Genomic DNA, 17,466 nt, shown 5'->3' with positions numbered 1-17,466 from the left:
CGACCTGATCGACGAAGCGACCATCACGCGCGGCCGCGACGCGGTGCGGTTCTTCCTGATCTCGCGCAAGGCCGATACCGAGTTCGTGTTCGACATCGACCTCGCGCTGAAACAGAACGACGAGAACCCGGTCTATTACGTCCAGTACGCGCATGCGCGGATCTGCTCGGTGCTCAACGAACTGAAGGCGCGCTACAACGTCGACGCCGCGCAGCTGCCGGGCGCCGACCTGTCGCAGCTGACGAGCGCGCAGGCGGCGTCGCTGATGCAGAAGCTGGCCGAGTACCCGGACATGCTCACGCACGCGGCGAACGAGCTGGCGCCGCACGCGGTCGCGTTCTACCTGCGCGACCTCGCTGGTGAATTCCACTCGTTCTACAATGCGGAGCGCGTGCTGGTGGACGACGAAGCGCCGCGCAATGCGCGCGCCGCGCTGCTCGCCGCGACCCGGCAGGTGCTCGAGAACGGTCTGGCGGTGCTCGGCGTGTCCGCGCCCGCCAAGATGTAACGACGCAAGCGGCCCGAACCGGGCAGCGAATGGCCGTGGCAGCGCCCGCCGTCGGATACCCGCCGTCGGACGCCCGCCGCAGCCTTTTCACGATTCTTTTTGCAGGTGACTCAAGCAATGGCACAACCACGCCGCACTTCGAAACAATCGAAACAAGCCGGAGGGACATTTCTTGGAATCGTGCTGGGCCTGATCGTCGGCCTCGCGATCGCGGTGGTGGTGGCGCTCTACATCACGCGTTCCCCGTCGCCGTTCGTGTCGAAGGTTGCGCCGCCGCCGGCCGACAACGGCGCGAGCCAGCCGCAGCAGTTCGATCCGAACCGCGCGCTGCAGGGCAAAACGCCCGGCCAGCCGGTGCCGCAGGCCGCCCAGTCGGCACCGCCGAACACCGCGCCCGGCCAGGCCGCGAACCAGACCCAGGGCGGCCTGCTGCCCGAACCGCAGATCGTCGAAGTGCCGCCGTCGGCCAACGGCTCGAGCGGCTCGAACAATACCGGCAGCTCGAACGGCACGACCGCGTCGAACAACACGTCGTCGGGCAACGGCGTCGCCGTCGCGCCGAAGCCGGCCGACACCACGCCGCCGCCGAAGAAGACGCAGCAGGCGCAGCAACAGCAGCAAGGCGGCGAGGACGACCTCGCACGCTTCGCCGCGCAGAAGCAGGCGCAGCAAGCCGCCGCACAAAAGCAGCAACAGCAGCAACTGGCCGCGAACACGCCGAAGCCGACCTCGTCGGCCACGGCCGCCGCGGCAGCGAAGCCGCCGACCGCGAACGACGCGAATACCGGCTACTTCCTGCAGGTGGGCGCGTACAAGACGGAAGGCGACGCCGAGCAGCAGCGCGCGCGCCTCGGCTTCCAGGGCTTCGAGTCGAAGGTGTCGAAGCGCGATGTCAGCGGCGTGACGTACTTCCGCGTGCGCGTCGGCCCGTTCTCGAAGTTCGAGGATATGAACTCGGCCCGCCAGCGCCTGTCCGATGCAGGTGTCGACACGGCGGTGATCCGTTTCACGAAGCAGTAAGCAACCGGCCGAGCCCACTCAGAACCCGTTACGTTCCGTAACCCGAGCAACTGATTCGACGTTCACAACATGAAAAAACTGCTTAGCACGCTCCTTCTTTCCCTGGGCCTGGCCGCCGGCCTCGCGCAGGCTTCGCCCGCCGCGCCGGTCGCCGGCAAGGACTTCGAGGTGATGAAGTCGCCGCAGCCGGTGTCCGCGCCGGCCGGCAAGGTCGAGGTGATCGAGTTCTTCTGGTACGGCTGCCCGCACTGCTACGAATTCGAGCCGACGATCGAAGCCTGGGTGAAGAAGCAGGGCAGCAACATCGACTTCAAGCGCGTCCCGGTCGCATTCCGTGACGATTTCGTCCCGCACTCGAAGCTGTTCTACGCGGTGTCCGCGCTCGGCATCTCCGAGAAGGTCACGCCGGCGATCTTCAACGCGATCCACAAGCAGAAGAACTACCTGCTGACGCCGCAGGCGCAGGCCGACTTCCTGGCCACGCAGGGCGTCGACAAGAAGCAGTTCATGGACGCATACAACTCGTTCAGCGTGCAGGGCGAAGTGAACCAGTCGGCCAAGCTGCTGAAGGACTACGCGATCGACGGCGTGCCGACGGTCGTCGTCCAGGGCAAGTACAAGACGGGCCCCGCTTACGCGAACAGCATCCCGGGTACCGCCCAGGTGCTCGACTTCCTCGTGAAGCAGGTTCAGGACAAGAAGCTCTGATCCCCGCCCGCGCGCCGGCATGACTACTCCGCTGAAGGTCTTCATCACCGGCGCATCGAGCGGCCTCGGCCTCGCGATGGCCGAGGAATACGCCCGCCAGGGCGCCACGCTCGCACTCGTCGCGCGACGCACCGATGCCCTCGATGCGTTCGCGCGACGCTTCCCGAAGCTGTCCATCTCCGTCTACTCCGCCGACGTGCGCGACGCCGACGCGCTCGCGACGGCCGCCGCGTCGTTCATCGCGACGCACGGCTGCCCCGACGTCGTGATCGCGAACGCAGGCATCAGCCAGGGCGCCGTCACGGGCCAGGGCGATCTCGCGACGTTCCGCGACGTGATGGACATCAACTACTACGGGATGGTCGCGACGTTCGAGCCGTTCGTCGGCCCGATGACGGCCGCGCGCCACGGCACGCTGGTCGGTGTCGCGAGCGTCGCCGGCGTGCGCGGGCTGCCGGGCTCCGGCGCGTACAGCGCGTCGAAATCGGCCGCGATCAAGTACCTCGAAGCGCTGCGCGTCGAGCTGCGGCCGGCCGGCGTCGGCGTCGTGACGATCGCGCCCGGCTACATCCGCACGCCGATGACCGCGCACAATCCGTACCGGATGCCGTTCCTGATGGACGCCGACCGCTTCGCCGCACGAGCGGCCCGGGCGATCGCCCGGCAGCACGCGTTCCGCGTGATTCCGTGGCAGATGGGTGTCGTCGCGAAGGTGCTGCACGTGCTGCCGCGCTGGCTCTACGACCGCCTGTTCGAGAAGGCGCCGCGCAAGCCGAAGGCCGGCGCGCACTGATCGGCCAAACGGCCCGCGTGACGCATCGCGGGCCGCTTCTCCGCTTCTCCGCCTCTCCACACCGACGCCCAAAGGCTTCGACACTTCGATTCGCGGGGCCGGCCCGCAACGCTGCCGCGCCGTCCTCGCCGTGCCGCTGCCCGGCCTCCCCGGCGCCAGCGCTCCGCCGCTCGCCGCCCCAACACCCGTTCCGTCGCGAACGCAGCCGTTTTTCGGTCAATTCACCGCGTTCAGGCGCCTTTTTCCACGCGTCGCACGCTTTGACGGTATGCTATTCGCCAGCCGCGCCGGCCCTGCCCGCTTCCGGGCCGCGCCCGCATCCCGTCACCCAGCAAAAAACACAAGCCACGTGGGAGATCCTATGCAGGTCAAGCTGTTCGCCGCGGCCGCGCTCGCCGCCGCCCTCGCCGCCCCCGGCCTCGCCGCCGCCAAGCCGCTCACGGTCTGCACGGAATCGAGCCCGGACGGCTTCGACGTCGTGCAGTACAACTCGCTTGTCACGACCAACGCGTCGGCCGACGTGATCTTCAACACGCTCGTGTCGTACGACGAAGCCGCGAAGAAGGTCGTGCCCGCGCTCGCCGACAAATGGGAAGCGAGCGCCGACGGCCTCACGTACACGTTCCACCTGCGCCCGAACGTCGCGTTCCAGACCACCGACTATTTCAAGCCGGGCCGCGCGCTGAACGCGGACGACGTCGTGTTCACGTTCTCGCGGATGCTCGACGATTCGAACCCGTGGCACAAGGTGGCCGGCGCGAGCGGCTTCCCGCACGCGCAGTCGATGGGCCTCGTGAAGCTCGTGAAATCGGTCACGAAGGTCGACGACAGCACCGTGAAGTTCGTGCTGAACGAACCGAACGCGACGTTCGTGCCGATCCTGACGATGGGCTTCGCGTCGATCTACTCGGCCGAATACGCGGACCAGCTGCTGAAGGCCGGCAAGCAGGCCGACCTGAACGCGAAGCCGGTCGGCACCGGCCCGTTCGTGCTGAAGAGCTATACGAAGGACGCGCTGATCCGTTACGACGCGAACCCGACGTACTGGGGCGCGAAGCCGAAGGTCGACCGGCTGATCTACGCGATCACGCCCGACCCGTCGGTGCGCCTGCAGAAAGTGAAGGCCGGCGAATGCCAGATCGCGCTGTCGCCGAAGCCGCAGGACGTGCTCGCCGCGAAGGGCGACAACGCGCTGAAGGTCGTGCAGACGCCCGCGTTCATGACCGCGTTCGTCGCGCTGAACACGCAGAAGAAGCCGCTCGACAACGACAAGGTGCGTGAAGCGCTGAACCTCGCGTTCGACCGCGCGACCTACCTGAAGGTCGTCTTCGACAACACCGCGACGGCCGCGAACAACCCGTATCCGCCGAATACGTGGAGCTACGCGAAGGACGTCGCGCCGTATGCGTACGATCCTGCGAAGGCGAAGCAGCTGCTCGCGCAGGCCGGCTTCCCGAACGGCTTCTCGACGACGATCTGGACGCGCCCGACCGGCAGCGTGCTGAACCCGAACCCGAAGGTCGGCGCGGAGCTGCTGCAGGCCGATCTCGCGAAGATCGGCGTGAAGGCCGAGGTCAAGGTGATCGAATGGGGCGAACTGATCAAGCAGGCGAAGCTCGGCCAGCATGACATGCTGTTCATGGGCTGGGCCGGCGACAACGGCGATCCGGACAACTACCTGTCGCCGCTGTTCAGCTGCAACGCGGTGAAGTCGGGCATCAACTTCGCGCGTTTCTGCGACGCGCAGCTCGACAAGCTGATCGCCGACGGCAAGTCGACCGCCGACCAGGCGAGGCGCGCGAAGCTGTACGAAGCCGCGCAGAAGATCATCCACGACCAGGCACTGTGGATTCCGCTCGGCTACCCGACCGCGGCCGCGCTCACGCGTACGAGCGTGAGCGGCTATCACGTGAGCCCGTTCGGACGGCAGAACTTCACGACGGTCGCCGTGCAGTAACGCGACCCTCGCGCGTGGCACGCAAGCGACGGTGCGTCGGGCCGTCGCTTGCGGCCCGCGCACCGCGCTTGCTACACTGCGCGCTCATTCCTCATACCGGACGCCAGCCAAAGTGAACAACTAAGCCTTCCCGAAATGTTTTCGCCGCCGTGCCACGCACGCCGCGCGCGAAGGTCTTCACGCATTTTTGGAGGTGCTTATGGCTGCTGCCACGCCCACCGGCGCGCTCGTCGCGCTTCATCACGTTTCCTTCCGCTTCGACGACGGCGTCACGCTGTTCGATTCGCTCGACCTTTCCATCGACCGCACGCCGACCGGCATCGTCGGCCGCAACGGCATCGGCAAGAGCCAGCTCGCGCAACTGATCGCGGGCCGCTGCGCGCCGAGCACGGGGACGATCGAGCGGCACACGCCCGTCGTCTACGTCGCGCAGCAGCATGACGACGGCAACGCGGCGGCAAACCCGCGCACCGTCTCGCAGGTCGCCGCGCTCGATGCGCCGCTCGGCGCGCTCGCGCGTCTCGCGGACGGCCACGCGGAACCGCACGACTTCGACCTGATCGGCGATCGCTGGGATCTCGCGGAACGGCTGCGCACGGCGCTCGACGCGGCCGGCCTGCACGACGTGCGCGCCGACACGCCCGCGCACGCACTCAGCGGCGGACAGCGCGCGCGCGTCGCGCTGATCGGCGCGTTGCTGTCGGGCGCCGGCCTGCTCGTGCTCGACGAACCGACCAACCACCTCGACGCGCCGGGCCGCGCGTGGCTGCGCGCGGCACTCGACGGCTGGCGCGGCGGCCTCGTCATCGTGAGCCACGACCGTGCGCTGCTCGCCGACGTACAGCGCATCGTCGAGCTGACGCCACAAGGCGTGCGTTCGTACGGCGGCAACTACGCGTTCTACCGCGCGCAGCGCGACGCGGATCAGGATGCCGCGCAAGCGGCGCTCGACAACGCGCGTGCCGAACGCGGGCGCGCAAGGCGCAGGCTCGAACAGGAACACGACACGATCCAGCGCCACGCGGCCGCGTCGCTGCGCGATGCGAAGACGGCCAACCTGTCGTCGGGAGCGAAACAAAGCCGCAAGGGCGCGGCGCGCAACATCATGGGGCAGGTGCGGCGCCACCAGAACGACTTCAAGGCGACGCTCGACGAACGCGTGCAGCAGGCGGCCGCGCGCGTCGAAATCGACGCGCCCGTGCTGGTGTCGCTGCCGGGCACCGAGGTCAGCGCACGCCGCCAGCTGTTCACGCTCGAACGCGCGCGACTGCCGTGGTTCGTCGCGAGCGACACCGACGGCATCACGTGGTCGGCGAGCGGCCCCGTGCGCATCGCGCTGACGGGCCCGAACGGCTGCGGCAAATCGACATTGCTGAGAATGCTCGCGGGTGAACTCACGCCGCGTTCAGGAGCCTGCACGACGCACGTGAGCGCCGCGTATCTCGACCAGCGGCTCGCGCTGCTCGATCCGGAGCGCTCGATCGTCGAACAACTTGGGTTGCTCGATACGCCGCTCGCCGAGGGCGAACTGCGCAGCCGGCTCGCGCTGCTGCAGCTCGATGCGGCGCGCGCGACGCAGCCGGCGCGTCAGCTGAGCGGCGGCGAACGGCTGAAGGCCGCGCTCGCATGCGCGTTGTGGCGCGGCACGCCCGCGCAACTGCTGCTGCTCGACGAGCCGACCAACCACCTCGATCTCGAATCGGTGCGTGCGATCGAAGCCGCACTGGCCGGCTTCCCCGGTGCGATCGTGGTCGCCTCGCACGACACCGCGTTTCTCGCGGCGCTCGACCCGACGCACACGATGCAGTGGCATCGCGACGGGTGGCGCTACGAACCCGTCGCATGAGGAGAACGAAGCGGTGTCAGCCGGCGGTGCGGAACCGCAGCACGCCGTCGTCCCCCTGCTCGCGCACGAGCTCGCCCGCGAGCCACAGCAGGTTCAGGTGTGCGAGCGCCTCGCCGAGCGCGAACGTCATCTGGTGGATGTCGAGTTCGCGGCGGCGGAACATGATCGGCACGATGTCGGCCGCGCTCATCGGCTTTTCCGCGCATGCGACACGCACTTCGGCCAGGCGCGCGTCATGGTGTTCGCGCAGTTGCGCGATGCGCGTGCGCACGCCGCGGAACGGCTTGCCGTGCGACGGCAGCACCAGCGTATCGGGCGCCATCGTCTCGTAACGGCCGAGCGACTGCAGGTACAGCGCGAGCGGATTCGCCTCCGGTTCGAGGTCGAACACGGATACGTTCGTCGAGATGCGCGGCAGCACCATGTCGCCGGAAATCAGCACGCCGTCCGCTTCGCTATGCAGCGCGCAATGTTCAGGCGAATGGCCGAAGCCGGTCACGACGCGCCACGTGCGCGCGCCGATCGTCACCGCATCGCCTTCACGCAGGCGCCGGTAGCGCGGCGGCACGGCCGGCACGAGATCCGAGTAGTAGTGGCGACGGTTGCGCAGCTTGTCGAGCGCAGCCGGATCGGTGAGCCCGTGGCGCGCGAAATGATCGGCGGCCGCCGCGCCGCCCGCGTTCGAGCCGTTGCCGGCCGCCATCAGGCAGCCGAACATGTACTCGCCGAGCGTCATCCACAGCCGCACGTTCCAGCGGCCCTTGTCGCCGCCTTCGCACAGCCAGTTCGCGAGGCCGAAGTGATCGGGGTGGCAGTGCGTGACGAGCACCCGCAGCACGGGCAGGCCGTCGAGATGCGTGTCGAAGATCTGCTCCCAGTGCGTGCGGATCGCCTCCGACGAGATCCCGCAATCGACGATCGTCCAGCCGGCCTGCCCGTCGATCTCGTCGCGCAGCAGCCAGAGGTTGATGTGATCGAGCGAGAACGGCAGCGGCATGCGCAGCCAGCGCACGCCGGGCGCGACCTCGAACGTGTCGCCCGCGGCGGGCAGCGTGTCGGCGAAGGGGTAGTCGAGTTGGTGTTCCAGTGCGTTCATCGGTGGGGCGTCTCGTCGTTATCGGTGCGAATGCGCGCCGGCGGCAGGCCGCGGCGGGCGTCGCGTCGATTCTATCGCCGTCGCGCTCGACGCGTGCCCGGCGGCCGCCTGCCGGTCAAAAAAAGTTCGTGCCAGAATCGGTTCCGTACCCGTATCTTTACGCGAAGATGCACCGAACGGCACGCAACGGCGAACAACGCGCCGATTGAGGGCCTTGGGCGCGTCCCCCCGAAAGTCATTGAAACGCCGACTTGGGCGCTAAAATGGCGAGTGCTTACAGCCCCTCCCGAACGAGCCTGCACGCAATGAATCACTTCCCCAAACTGCTGTCTTCGCAGATCGGTTTCGACGTCGCGCAGACGATGCTCGAAAACTTCGACCGCCACTACCGGATCTTCCGCGACGCGGCCGTCGAAGCGAAGACGCTGTTCGAGCAAGGCGACTGGCACGGGCTGCAGCGGCTCGCGCGGGAGCGGATCACGTCGTACGACGATCGCGTGAAGGAATGCGTCGAGGTGCTGGAAGACGAATACGACGCGGAAAACATCGACGACGAAGTGTGGCAGCAGATCAAGCTGCACTACATCGGCCTGCTCACGTCGCACCGCCAGCCCGAGTGCGCGGAGACGTTTTTCAATTCGGTGTGCTGCAAGATCCTGCACCGCTCGTACTTCAGCAACGATTTCATCTTCGTGCGCCCGGCGATCTCGACCGAGTATCTCGAGAACGACGAGCCGGCCGCGAAGCCGACCTACCGCGCGTACTATCCGGGCACCGACGGGCTCGAGGCCACCCTCGAGCGCATCGTCACGAACTTCCAGCTCGAGCCGGCGTTCGACGATCTCCCGCGCGACATCGGCTGCGTGATGCAGGCGATCCACGACGAATTCGGCCACTTCGACGAAGCGCCGAATTTCCAGATCCACGTGCTGTCGTCGCTGTTCTTCCGCAACAAGAGCGCGTACATCGTCGGCCGCATCATCAACGCCGACCGCGTGCTGCCGTTCGCGGTGCCGATCCGCCACGTGCGTCCGGGCGTGCTCTCGCTCGACACCGTGCTGCTGCGCCGCGACCAGCTGATGATCATCTTCGGCTTCTCGCACTCGTATTTCCTCGTCGACATGGGCGTGCCGTCCGCGTACGTCGACTTCCTGTGCACGATCATGCCCGGCAAGCCGAAGGCCGAGATCTACACGTCGGTCGGCCTGCAGAAGCAGGGCAAGAACCTGTTCTACCGCGACCTGCTGCACCACCTGTCGCATTCGAGCGACCGTTTCATCATCGCGCCCGGGATCAAGGGCCTCGTGATGCTCGTGTTCACGTTGCCGTCGTTCCCGTACGTGTTCAAGATCATCAAGGATCACTTCCCGCCGCCGAAGGAAACGACGCGTGCGCAGATCATGGAGAAGTACCAGCTCGTGAAGCGCCACGACCGCCTCGGGCGGATGGCCGATACGCTCGAGTATTCGAGCGTCGCGCTGCCGCTCGCGCGGCTCGACCACGCGCTCGTGCGCGAGCTGGAAAAGGAAGTGCCGTCGCTGCTCGAATACGAGGACGACAATCTCGTGATCAAGCACCTGTACATCGAGCGCCGGATGACGCCGCTGAACCTGTACCTGCAGAACGGCACCGATACCGACGTCGAGCACGGCGTGAAGGAGTACGGCAACGCGGTGAAGGAGCTGATGAAGGCGAACATCTTCCCCGGCGACATGCTGTACAAGAACTTCGGCGTCACGCGCCATGGCCGCGTCGTGTTCTACGACTACGACGAGATCGAGTACCTGACCGACTGCAACGTGCGCCGCGTGCCGCCGCCGCGCAACGAGGAAGACGAGCTGTCCGGCGAACCGTGGTATACCGTCGGCCCGCACGACATCTTCCCGGAGACCTACGGGCCGTTCCTGCTCGGCGATCCGCGCGTGCGCGACGTCTTCATGAAGCATCACGCGGACTTTTTCGATCCCGCGCTGTGGCAGGCCAGCAAGGACAAGCTGCTGCAGGGTGAATTGCCCGATTTTTATCCCTACGACGCATCGCTGCGCTTCAGCGTGCGCTACCCCGACCGCTTCGGCGCGACGGACCAGAACGACGGCGAAGGCGACGCGCAGCGCGCCGCCTGACGCCGGTTACACCGAACCCGATACCGTACCGACCCGATTTCCGTCAACGGAAGCCACACCGATGAACACCCAAGACAATCCGCTTTCCCACCTGTTCGACAACAACGATGCGTGGGTCAAACGCAAGCTCGAGGACGATCCGCAGTTCTTCGCGCGTCTCGCCGACCAGCAGGCGCCGGAATACCTGTGGATCGGCTGCTCGGATTCGCGCGTGCCCGCGAACCAGATCATCGGCCTGCCGCCGGGCGAAGTGTTCGTCCATCGCAACATCGCGAACGTGGTCGTGCACAGCGACCTGAACTGCCTGTCGGTGATCCAGTTCGCGGTCGACATCCTGCGCGTGAAGCACATCATGGTCGTCGGCCACTACGGCTGCTCGGGCGTGAATGCCGCGCTGCTCAACCGCCGCGTCGGCCTCGCCGACAACTGGCTGCATCACGTGCAGGACGTGCGCGAGCGCCACGCGGCGCTGCTCGAGGACTGGCCGGTCGGCGAAGCGCGCTATCGCCGCCTGATCGAGCTGAACGCGATCGAGCAGGTCGTCAACGTCTGCCGCACGACGATCGTCAACGACGCGTGGGCCCGCGGCCAGTCGCTCACCGTGCACGGGCTCGTGTACGGCGTGCACGACGGCCGGATGCGCAACCTCGGGATGGCCGTGTCGAACTTCGACGCGCTCGACGAGACCTACAAGCGCTGCGTGGCCGCGCTCACCGCCGGCGGCAACCATGCGCCGGACAACGACATGATCGCGGCGGACGCCGCGCGGCGGCTCGAAGGCGTCGCGCAGGCGGTGGCCGACACGCTGAAGCCGTGCGACGACGCGAAGTAACGCGCAAGCCGCCGGGCGGCCGACGCCGCGCGGCCGCGATGCGCATCGAACGGATCTGACACCGGTACCGCCAGGGCGGCGCCAAGCAAAGGAGCGACGGGCATGAAAACCGCATTGATCGTCGGTGCATCGCGCGGCCTCGGCCGCGAATTCGTCCGGCAATACCGGCGCGACGGCTGGAACGTGATCGCCACCGCGCGCGATGACGCCTCGCTCGACGCGCTGCGCGCGCTCGGCGCGCAAGCACATGCGCTCGACATCACGCAGCCCGAGCAGATCGCTGCGCTCGGCTGGAAGCTCGACGGCGAGCGGCTCGATGCGGCCGTGATGGTGTCGGGCGTCTACGGGCCGCGCACCGAGGGCGTCGAGACGATCACCGCCGAGGATTTCGACGCGGTGATGCATACGAACGTGCGCGGGCCGATGCAGCTGCTGCCGATCCTGCTGCCGCTCGTCGAGGACGCACGCGGCGTGCTCGCCGTCGTGTCGAGCCGGATGGGCAGCATCGCCGAGGCGACCGGCACGACCGGCTGGCTGTACCGCGCGAGCAAGGCCGCGCTGAACGACGTGCTGCGCATCGCGTCGCTGCAGACGCGCCACGCCGCGTGCATCTCGCTCCATCCCGGCTGGGTGCGCACCGACATGGGCGGCGCGCAGGCCGCGATCGATCCGGAAACCAGCGTGACCGGCATGCGCCGCGTGATCGCCGAATCCGGCGCGGACGTGTCGCAGGCAAACGGCCGTTTCTTCCAGTACGACGGCATCGAGCTGAGCTGGTAGTCAGCCGGTGGTCAACCGACAACCGGACGTCGTTAATTCCCGTTTCGCATGATTTTGAACCGACCTGACGCGTGCCCGTGCGGCGGCGCGTCCCCCGCTCCCGCCGGCAAAGCGCCGGCGCCTCGCTACGCGGCCTGCTGCGGCCGCTTCATCGACGGCGGCGAAGCCGCGCCGAGCGCACTCGAGTTGATGCGTTCGCGGTACAGCGCGTACGTGCTCGGCGCGACCGGCTACCTGCGCGCGACGTGGGCCGCGCGCACCTGCCCGCCCGATCTCGACACCGACCCCGAGGCACCCGACGCGCCGCGCTGGCTCGGCCTCACGGTCAAACGCCACGCGCCGCTCGACGAACGGCACGCGGAGGTCGAGTTCGTGGCCCGCTACAAGATCGGCGGACGCGCTTACCGGCTCCACGAGACGAGCCGTTTCGAGCGCGACGAGCACGGTTTCTGGCGTTACGTCGACGGCGAAGTAAGTGAACGTTGACAAATAGTTGCTGTGTCAGACGCCGGGTAATTCCCGCATTGCACAACCTGAATTTGTCGGGCTAGGATGGCCCTCAGATCAGTCATGTTGCATGGCAGGGCTTACGAATGGCGTTCAGCAAGGTATTGGTGGGATGGATGGCGGCCTGCGCGCTGTCGGCCGCTCAGGCCGGTACGCTGTCGAACGCCAATACGGCGACGGGCGCCGGCGCCAGCGGGTCGCTCGCCCATGCCGAACGCTTCGACTACGGCGATTCGAACCTGCCGCAGGTCGCCGCCGACCTGAACGAACAGATCCTCCGCATTCCGGCCGACGCATCGGGCACCGTCACGCTCGAGGCGACGCTCTTCAAGCCGAACGGCCCCGGCCCGTTCCCGCTCGTCGTCTTCAACCACGGCAAGAACACCGGCGATCTCCATCAGCAGCCGCGCAGCCGGCCGCTCGCGTTCGCGCGCGAATTCGTGCGCCGCGGTTATGCGGTGATCGCGCCGAACCGCCAGGGCTTCGCGGGCTCGGACGGCACGTACCAGCAGGAAGGCTGCAACGTCGGCAAGAACGGCCTCGCGCAGGCGGCCGACGTCGACGCGACGGTGCGCTACATGTCGCGCCAGCCGTATGTCGATGCGTCGCGCATCGTCGTCGCCGGCACGTCGCACGGCGGCCTCGTATCGGTCGCGTACGGCACCGAAGCCGCACCGGGCGTGCGCGGCATCATCAACTTCTCCGGCGGGCTGCGCCAGGACCTCTGCGACGGCTGGCAGCGCAACCTCGTCGACGCGTTCGACCAGTACGGCGCGCATACGGCCGTGCGGTCGTTGTGGCTGTACGGCGACAACGATTCGGTGTGGACGCCCGGGCTCGTCGCGCAGATGCACGACGCGTACGTGTCGCACGGCACGCAGGCCCAGTTCATCGATTTCGGCCGCTACAAGGACGACGCGCACCGGCTGATCGTCGATCGCGACGGCGTGCCCGTGTGGTGGCCGGCCGTCAACGCGTTCCTCGCGCAGTTGAACCTGCCGACCTCGGTGCGCTACGCGGTCGCGAACCCGCACGAGCCGAAAGCCACCGGCTACGCGTCGATCGACGCGGTCAACGCGGTGCCGTATGTCGACGAAGCCGGACGTGAAGGCTATCGCCGCTTCCTGAACCAGCATCCGAGCCGCGCGTTCGCGGTGTCGTCGGAAGGCGCGTGGTCGTGGGCCGAAGGCGGCGACGACCCGATGGCGCTCGCGCTCGACAACTGCGCGAAGCAGGGCGCGGGCGCGTGCCGGCTGTATGCGGTCAACGACCGGGTCGTGTGGAACACGAACACGCAGACGGCCGACAACGGCGACGATCACACCCGCGATACCGATACGCGCGCGCTGGCGTCGCGCTGACGGGCGGCGGCCTTCGCTGCCCCGTCTCGTTTTTCCTTCCCCCCGTTTTTCATCACTTCGCGCACGCGCTGCATGCCGCGTTTGCGTCGAATGCCGGCGTACGCCGTTCGCATCGTTCGCCGGCCCGAGCGCGCCGCCTCATCGCGCGATGCTCGCGCGCCCCTCCTCACCGCTTTCAGTCATTCACGTTCCGGCCGCGTTGGGGCCACAACACCCCGCCCGATTCGCCCCTTCGCTCCCCCATTTTTCACCCTGCCGCACCGCCCGCCCTCCGATTTTTTTCAGTTGGGGGGCTCACTCGAACGTCGTCATCTGCGGTCATTTCCGGACTTCTGAACCGTACCGTCCCGAGCCGCTCCGATCTGCGCCGAACTCCCGTCCAGCAAGGCTTCGCGGCCTTTGTAACCGGTAGTGCAACCCGTCGCGGAACACGCTAATCTCAGCGCGTTTCGTTGTCCCGTTGTCCCGCCGCGCGGCATCCCGTCGATGCCGCGCGGCCGTTTTATCCCCCGGAGCCGCCTTGAGTACGCCAGCCACCGACGACTGGGTCGCGCGCAGCCTGCGCGCGGTCTGGCATCCCTGCACCCAGATGAAGCACCACGAGCGCCTGCCGCTCATCCCCGTCGCGCGTGGCGCGGGCGTGTGGCTGTACGACCGTGACGGCCGCCGCTATTTCGACGCGATCAGCTCGTGGTGGGTCAACCTGTTCGGCCATGCGAACCCCGACATCAACGCGGCACTGAAGGACCAGCTCGACACGCTCGAGCACGCGATGCTCGCCGGCTGCACGCACGAGCCCGCGATCGAGCTCGCGGAGCGGCTGCACACGCTCACCGCGCGCACGCTCGGCCATGCGTTCTTCGCGTCGGACGGCGCGTCGGCCGTCGAGATCGCGCTGAAGATGAGCTTCCACGCGTGGCGCAACCGCGGCCGCGCGAACAAGCAGGAATTCGTCTGCGTAGCGAACAGCTACCACGGCGAAACGATCGGCGCGCTCGGCGTGACCGACGTCGCGCTGTTCAAGGACGCGTACGATCCGCTGATCCGCCATGCGCACGTCGTCGCGTCGCCCGACGCGCGCGGCGCGCTGCCGGGCGAGACGGCCGCCGACGTCGCGGGCCGCGCGCTCGCGGACGTGCGGCGCCTGTTCGTCGAACGCGGCGACCGGATCGCCGCGCTGATCGTCGAGCCGCTCGTGCAGTGCGCGGCCGGCATGGCGATGCACGATCCGTCGTACGTGCGCGGGCTGCGCGCGCTGTGCGACGAATTCGGCGTGCACCTGATCGCCGACGAGATCGCGGTCGGCTGCGGCCGCACCGGCACCTTCTTCGCGTGCGAACAGGCCGGCGTCTGGCCCGATTTCCTGTGCCTGTCGAAAGGCATCAGCGGCGGCTACCTGCCGCTGTCGCTCGTGCTCACGCGCGACGACGTGTTCGCCGCGTTCTACGACGACGACACGACGCGCGGCTTCCTGCACTCGCATTCGTACACGGGCAACCCGCTCGCGTGCCGCGCGGCGGTCGCGACGCTCGACCTCTTCGCACGCGACGACGTGCTCGCGGCGAACGCGCGCAAGTCGGCCACGCTGCGTGCCGCGCTCGCGCCGCTCGACGCACATCCGCAGGTACGCCACCTGCGCGAGCGCGGCACGCTGTTCGCGTTCGACGTCGCGCTCGACGGCGACGCGGCGCGCGGCTTCTCGCGGCGCTTCTTCGAACGCGCGCTGGAACGCGAGCTGCTGCTGCGCCCGATCGGCACGACCGTGTACCTGATGCCGCCGTACGTGATGAGCGACGACGACATCGCATGGCTCGCGCAGCACACGCGCGATACGCTCGACGCCACGCTCGCGGAGATCGCACGATGACACACCCGCTGCTCGACGCGCTGCAACGCGGCCTCGCCGATCTCGATGCCCAGGGGCTGCGCCGCGTGCGCCGCACCGCCGACACCGCGTGCGATGCGCGCATGACCGTCGACGGCCGCGAGATCGTCGGCTTCGCCAGCAACGACTATCTCGGCCTCGCCGCGCATCCGGCGCTCGTCGCCGCATTCGCCGAAGGCGCGCAGCGCTACGGCGCCGGCAGCGGCGGCTCGCACCTGCTCGGCGGCCATTCGCGTGCGCACGCGACGCTCGAAGAGGAGCTCGCGGCCTTCTCGGGCGGCTTCTCCGACGCGCCGCGCGCGCTGTACTTCAGCACCGGCTACATGGCGAACCTCGCCGCGATGACGGCGCTCACCGGCAAGCGCGCAACCCTCTTCTCCGACGCGCTGAACCACGCATCGCTGATCGACGGCATGCGGCTGTCGCGCGCGAACGTACAGGTCTATCCGCATGCCGACACGGCCGCGCTCGCCGCACTGCTCGACGCATCGGATGCCGAAACGAAGCTGATCGTCAGCGACACCGTGTTCAGCATGGACGGCGACATCGCGCCGCTCACCGAACTCGTCGCGCTGGCCGAGCGCCATGGCGCGTGGCTCGTCGTCGACGACGCACACGGCTTCGGCGTGCTCGGCCCGCAGGGCCGCGGAGCGCTCGCGGCCGCCGCGCTGCGTTCGCCGCATCTCGTGTACGTCGGCACGCTCGGCAAGGCCGCCGGCGTCGCGGGCGCATTCGTGATCGCGCACGAGACCGTGATCGAATGGATGATCCAGCGCGCGCGCAGCTACATCTTCACGACGGCCGCGCCGCCGGCCGTCGCGCACGCGGTATCGGCAAGCCTGAAGGTGATCGCGGGCGACGAAGGCGATGCGCGACGCGCGCATCTCGCCGCGCTGATCGAACGCACGCGCGCGCTGCTGCGCAATACGCGCTGGCAGCCGGTCGATTCGCACACGGCCGTGCAGCCGCTCGTGATCGGCAGCAACGACGCGACGCTCGCGGCGATGCGCGCGCTCGACGCGCACGGCCTGTGGGTGCCCGCGATCCGGCCGCCGACGGTGCCCGTCGGCACGTCGCGGCTGCGCGTGTCGCTGTCGGCCGCGCATTCGTTCGACGATCTCGCGCGGCTCGAAGCCGCGCTGGTCGAAGCCAGCGAGGGAGCCGCAGCCTCCGCTCACGCGGCCCCGCGGGAGACGGAACCGCCCCCACGCTCACTTCGTGAGCTGCCCCCCGAGGGGGCTGCAGCCTCCCTTGGGGCGGCCCGGCGGGAGACTGCGGCATGACCGCCCCGCTCTCGCTTTTCGTCACGGGCACCGACACCGAAATCGGCAAGACCTTCGTGTCGGCCGCGATGCTGCACGGCTTCGCGCGGCACGGCCTGCGTGCAGCCGCGCTGAAACCCGTCGCGGCCGGCGCATATGAACGCGACGGCGTGTGGCGCAACGAGGACGCCGACCAGCTCGACGCGGCCGCGAACGTCGTGCTGCCGCCCGAGCTGCGCACGCCGTTCCTGCTGAAGGCACCGGCCGCGCCGCATATCGTCGCCGCGCGGGAAGGCGTGACGCTCGACATCGACACGATCGTCGCGTGCCATCGCGAAGCGCTGACGCGCGCGGATATCGTCGTCGTCGAAGGCGCCGGCGGCTTCCGCGTGCCGATGAACGACACGCAGGACATGGCCGATCTCGCGGTCGCGCTCGGCGTGCCGGTCGTGCTCGTCGTCGGCGTGCGGCTCGGCTGCATCAGCCATGCGCTGCTCACCGCCGACGCGATTCGCCAACGCGGCCTCAAGCTCGCCGGCTGGGTCGCGAACCACGTCGACCCGGCGATGTCGTTCCCCGACGAGAACGTCGCGACGATGCGCGACTGGCTCGCCCGCGAGCACGGCGCGCCGCTGCTCGGCCGCATTCCGCACATGAGCCCGGCCGCCCCCGAATCCGCCGCGGCGATGCTCGACATCGCCGCGCTCGTCGATACGCTGCGTGCCGCGCGGCATTGACCCGACAGAAACAGATCCCCCGATCCCTCATCCCCGACCAGGACAGGAAAA

At 68.3% G+C, this 17,466-nt stretch carries 15 protein-coding genes; 14 read left to right on the top strand and 1 reads right to left on the bottom strand.

Going from position 1 to position 17,466, the window contains the following annotated elements; translation table 11 throughout:
* The 6 genes from VK92_RS34130 to VK92_RS34105 all read left to right on the top strand — a co-directional run.
* Positions 1-508, top strand: a 508-nt coding sequence (locus VK92_RS34130) for a DALR anticodon-binding domain-containing protein (protein ID WP_048026273.1), incomplete at its 5' end; no start/stop codon positions are given.
* 117 nt (positions 509-625) lie between these two features.
* Positions 626-1,528 (top strand): SPOR domain-containing protein, encoded by a 903-nt coding sequence (locus tag VK92_RS34125; protein WP_048026272.1) that lies wholly within the window; start codon positions 626-628, stop codon positions 1,526-1,528.
* Positions 1,529-1,597: 69 nt separating this feature from the next.
* Positions 1,598-2,236: a thiol:disulfide interchange protein DsbA/DsbL gene (locus VK92_RS34120; RefSeq protein ID WP_021162606.1), complete on the top strand. Its 639-nt coding sequence runs from the start codon at positions 1,598-1,600 to the stop codon at positions 2,234-2,236.
* A 19-nt stretch (positions 2,237-2,255) separates the two neighbouring features.
* Positions 2,256-3,029 (top strand): SDR family oxidoreductase, encoded by a 774-nt coding sequence (locus VK92_RS34115; protein WP_021162605.1) that lies wholly within the window; start codon positions 2,256-2,258, stop codon positions 3,027-3,029.
* Between the two features lie 361 nt (positions 3,030-3,390).
* Positions 3,391-4,986, top strand: a complete 1,596-nt coding sequence (locus VK92_RS34110) for an ABC transporter substrate-binding protein (protein WP_048026270.1) — start codon at positions 3,391-3,393, stop codon at positions 4,984-4,986.
* Between the two features lie 199 nt (positions 4,987-5,185).
* The gene (locus VK92_RS34105; RefSeq protein WP_048026269.1) at positions 5,186-6,832 is read left to right on the top strand and encodes an ABC-F family ATP-binding cassette domain-containing protein; all 1,647 of its coding nucleotides are present in this window, start codon (positions 5,186-5,188) and stop codon (positions 6,830-6,832) included.
* Between the two features lie 16 nt (positions 6,833-6,848).
* Here VK92_RS34105 and VK92_RS34100 read toward each other — a convergent pair whose 3' ends face one another.
* A complete protein-coding gene (locus VK92_RS34100) occupies positions 6,849-7,928 on the bottom strand; it encodes an MBL fold metallo-hydrolase (RefSeq protein WP_021157396.1) in 1,080 nt (359 codons plus the stop codon).
* A 305-nt stretch (positions 7,929-8,233) separates the two neighbouring features.
* On the opposite strand from VK92_RS34100, the gene aceK reads away from it, so the two are divergent.
* From aceK to bioD, 8 genes are all read left to right on the top strand, one after another.
* A complete protein-coding gene (aceK, locus tag VK92_RS34090) occupies positions 8,234-10,051 on the top strand; it encodes a bifunctional isocitrate dehydrogenase kinase/phosphatase (protein WP_021157398.1) in 1,818 nt (605 codons plus the stop codon).
* Between the two features lie 61 nt (positions 10,052-10,112).
* Positions 10,113-10,883, top strand: coding sequence for a carbonate dehydratase (gene can / locus VK92_RS34085; RefSeq protein ID WP_021157399.1), 771 nt, complete (start codon positions 10,113-10,115; stop codon positions 10,881-10,883).
* A 102-nt stretch (positions 10,884-10,985) separates the two neighbouring features.
* Entirely contained in the window at positions 10,986-11,663 is a 678-nt protein-coding gene (locus tag VK92_RS34080) for an SDR family oxidoreductase (protein ID WP_021157400.1), read from the top strand.
* Between the two features lie 48 nt (positions 11,664-11,711).
* Positions 11,712-12,149 (top strand): YchJ family protein, encoded by a 438-nt coding sequence (locus VK92_RS34075; RefSeq protein WP_048026266.1) that lies wholly within the window; start codon positions 11,712-11,714, stop codon positions 12,147-12,149.
* A 107-nt stretch (positions 12,150-12,256) separates the two neighbouring features.
* On the top strand, positions 12,257-13,531 hold the full coding sequence (locus VK92_RS34070) for a dienelactone hydrolase family protein (RefSeq protein ID WP_048026265.1): 1,275 nt from the start codon (positions 12,257-12,259) through the stop codon (positions 13,529-13,531).
* 520 nt (positions 13,532-14,051) lie between these two features.
* Positions 14,052-15,398 carry an adenosylmethionine--8-amino-7-oxononanoate transaminase gene (gene bioA / locus VK92_RS34065; RefSeq protein WP_048026264.1) on the top strand — a complete coding sequence of 449 codons (1,347 nt, stop codon included), beginning with the start codon at positions 14,052-14,054 and terminating at the stop codon, positions 15,396-15,398.
* Positions 15,395-16,699: an 8-amino-7-oxononanoate synthase gene (gene bioF / locus VK92_RS34060; RefSeq protein ID WP_048026263.1), complete on the top strand. Its 1,305-nt coding sequence runs from the start codon at positions 15,395-15,397 to the stop codon at positions 16,697-16,699. The genes bioA and bioF overlap by 4 nt, the downstream gene beginning before the upstream one ends.
* Positions 16,696-17,415 (top strand): dethiobiotin synthase, encoded by a 720-nt coding sequence (gene bioD, locus VK92_RS34055; RefSeq protein WP_027788995.1) that lies wholly within the window; start codon positions 16,696-16,698, stop codon positions 17,413-17,415. The genes bioF and bioD overlap by 4 nt, the downstream gene beginning before the upstream one ends.
* Positions 17,416-17,466 lie beyond the last annotated feature (51 nt).

The sequence above is a fragment of the Burkholderia sp. LK4 genome (assembly GCF_001043615.1).
GTDB lineage: Bacteria > Pseudomonadota > Gammaproteobacteria > Burkholderiales > Burkholderiaceae > Burkholderia > Burkholderia cepacia.
The sequence above is the reverse complement of the archived record's forward strand: the minus strand, read 5'-3'. Positions and strand labels throughout refer to the sequence as shown.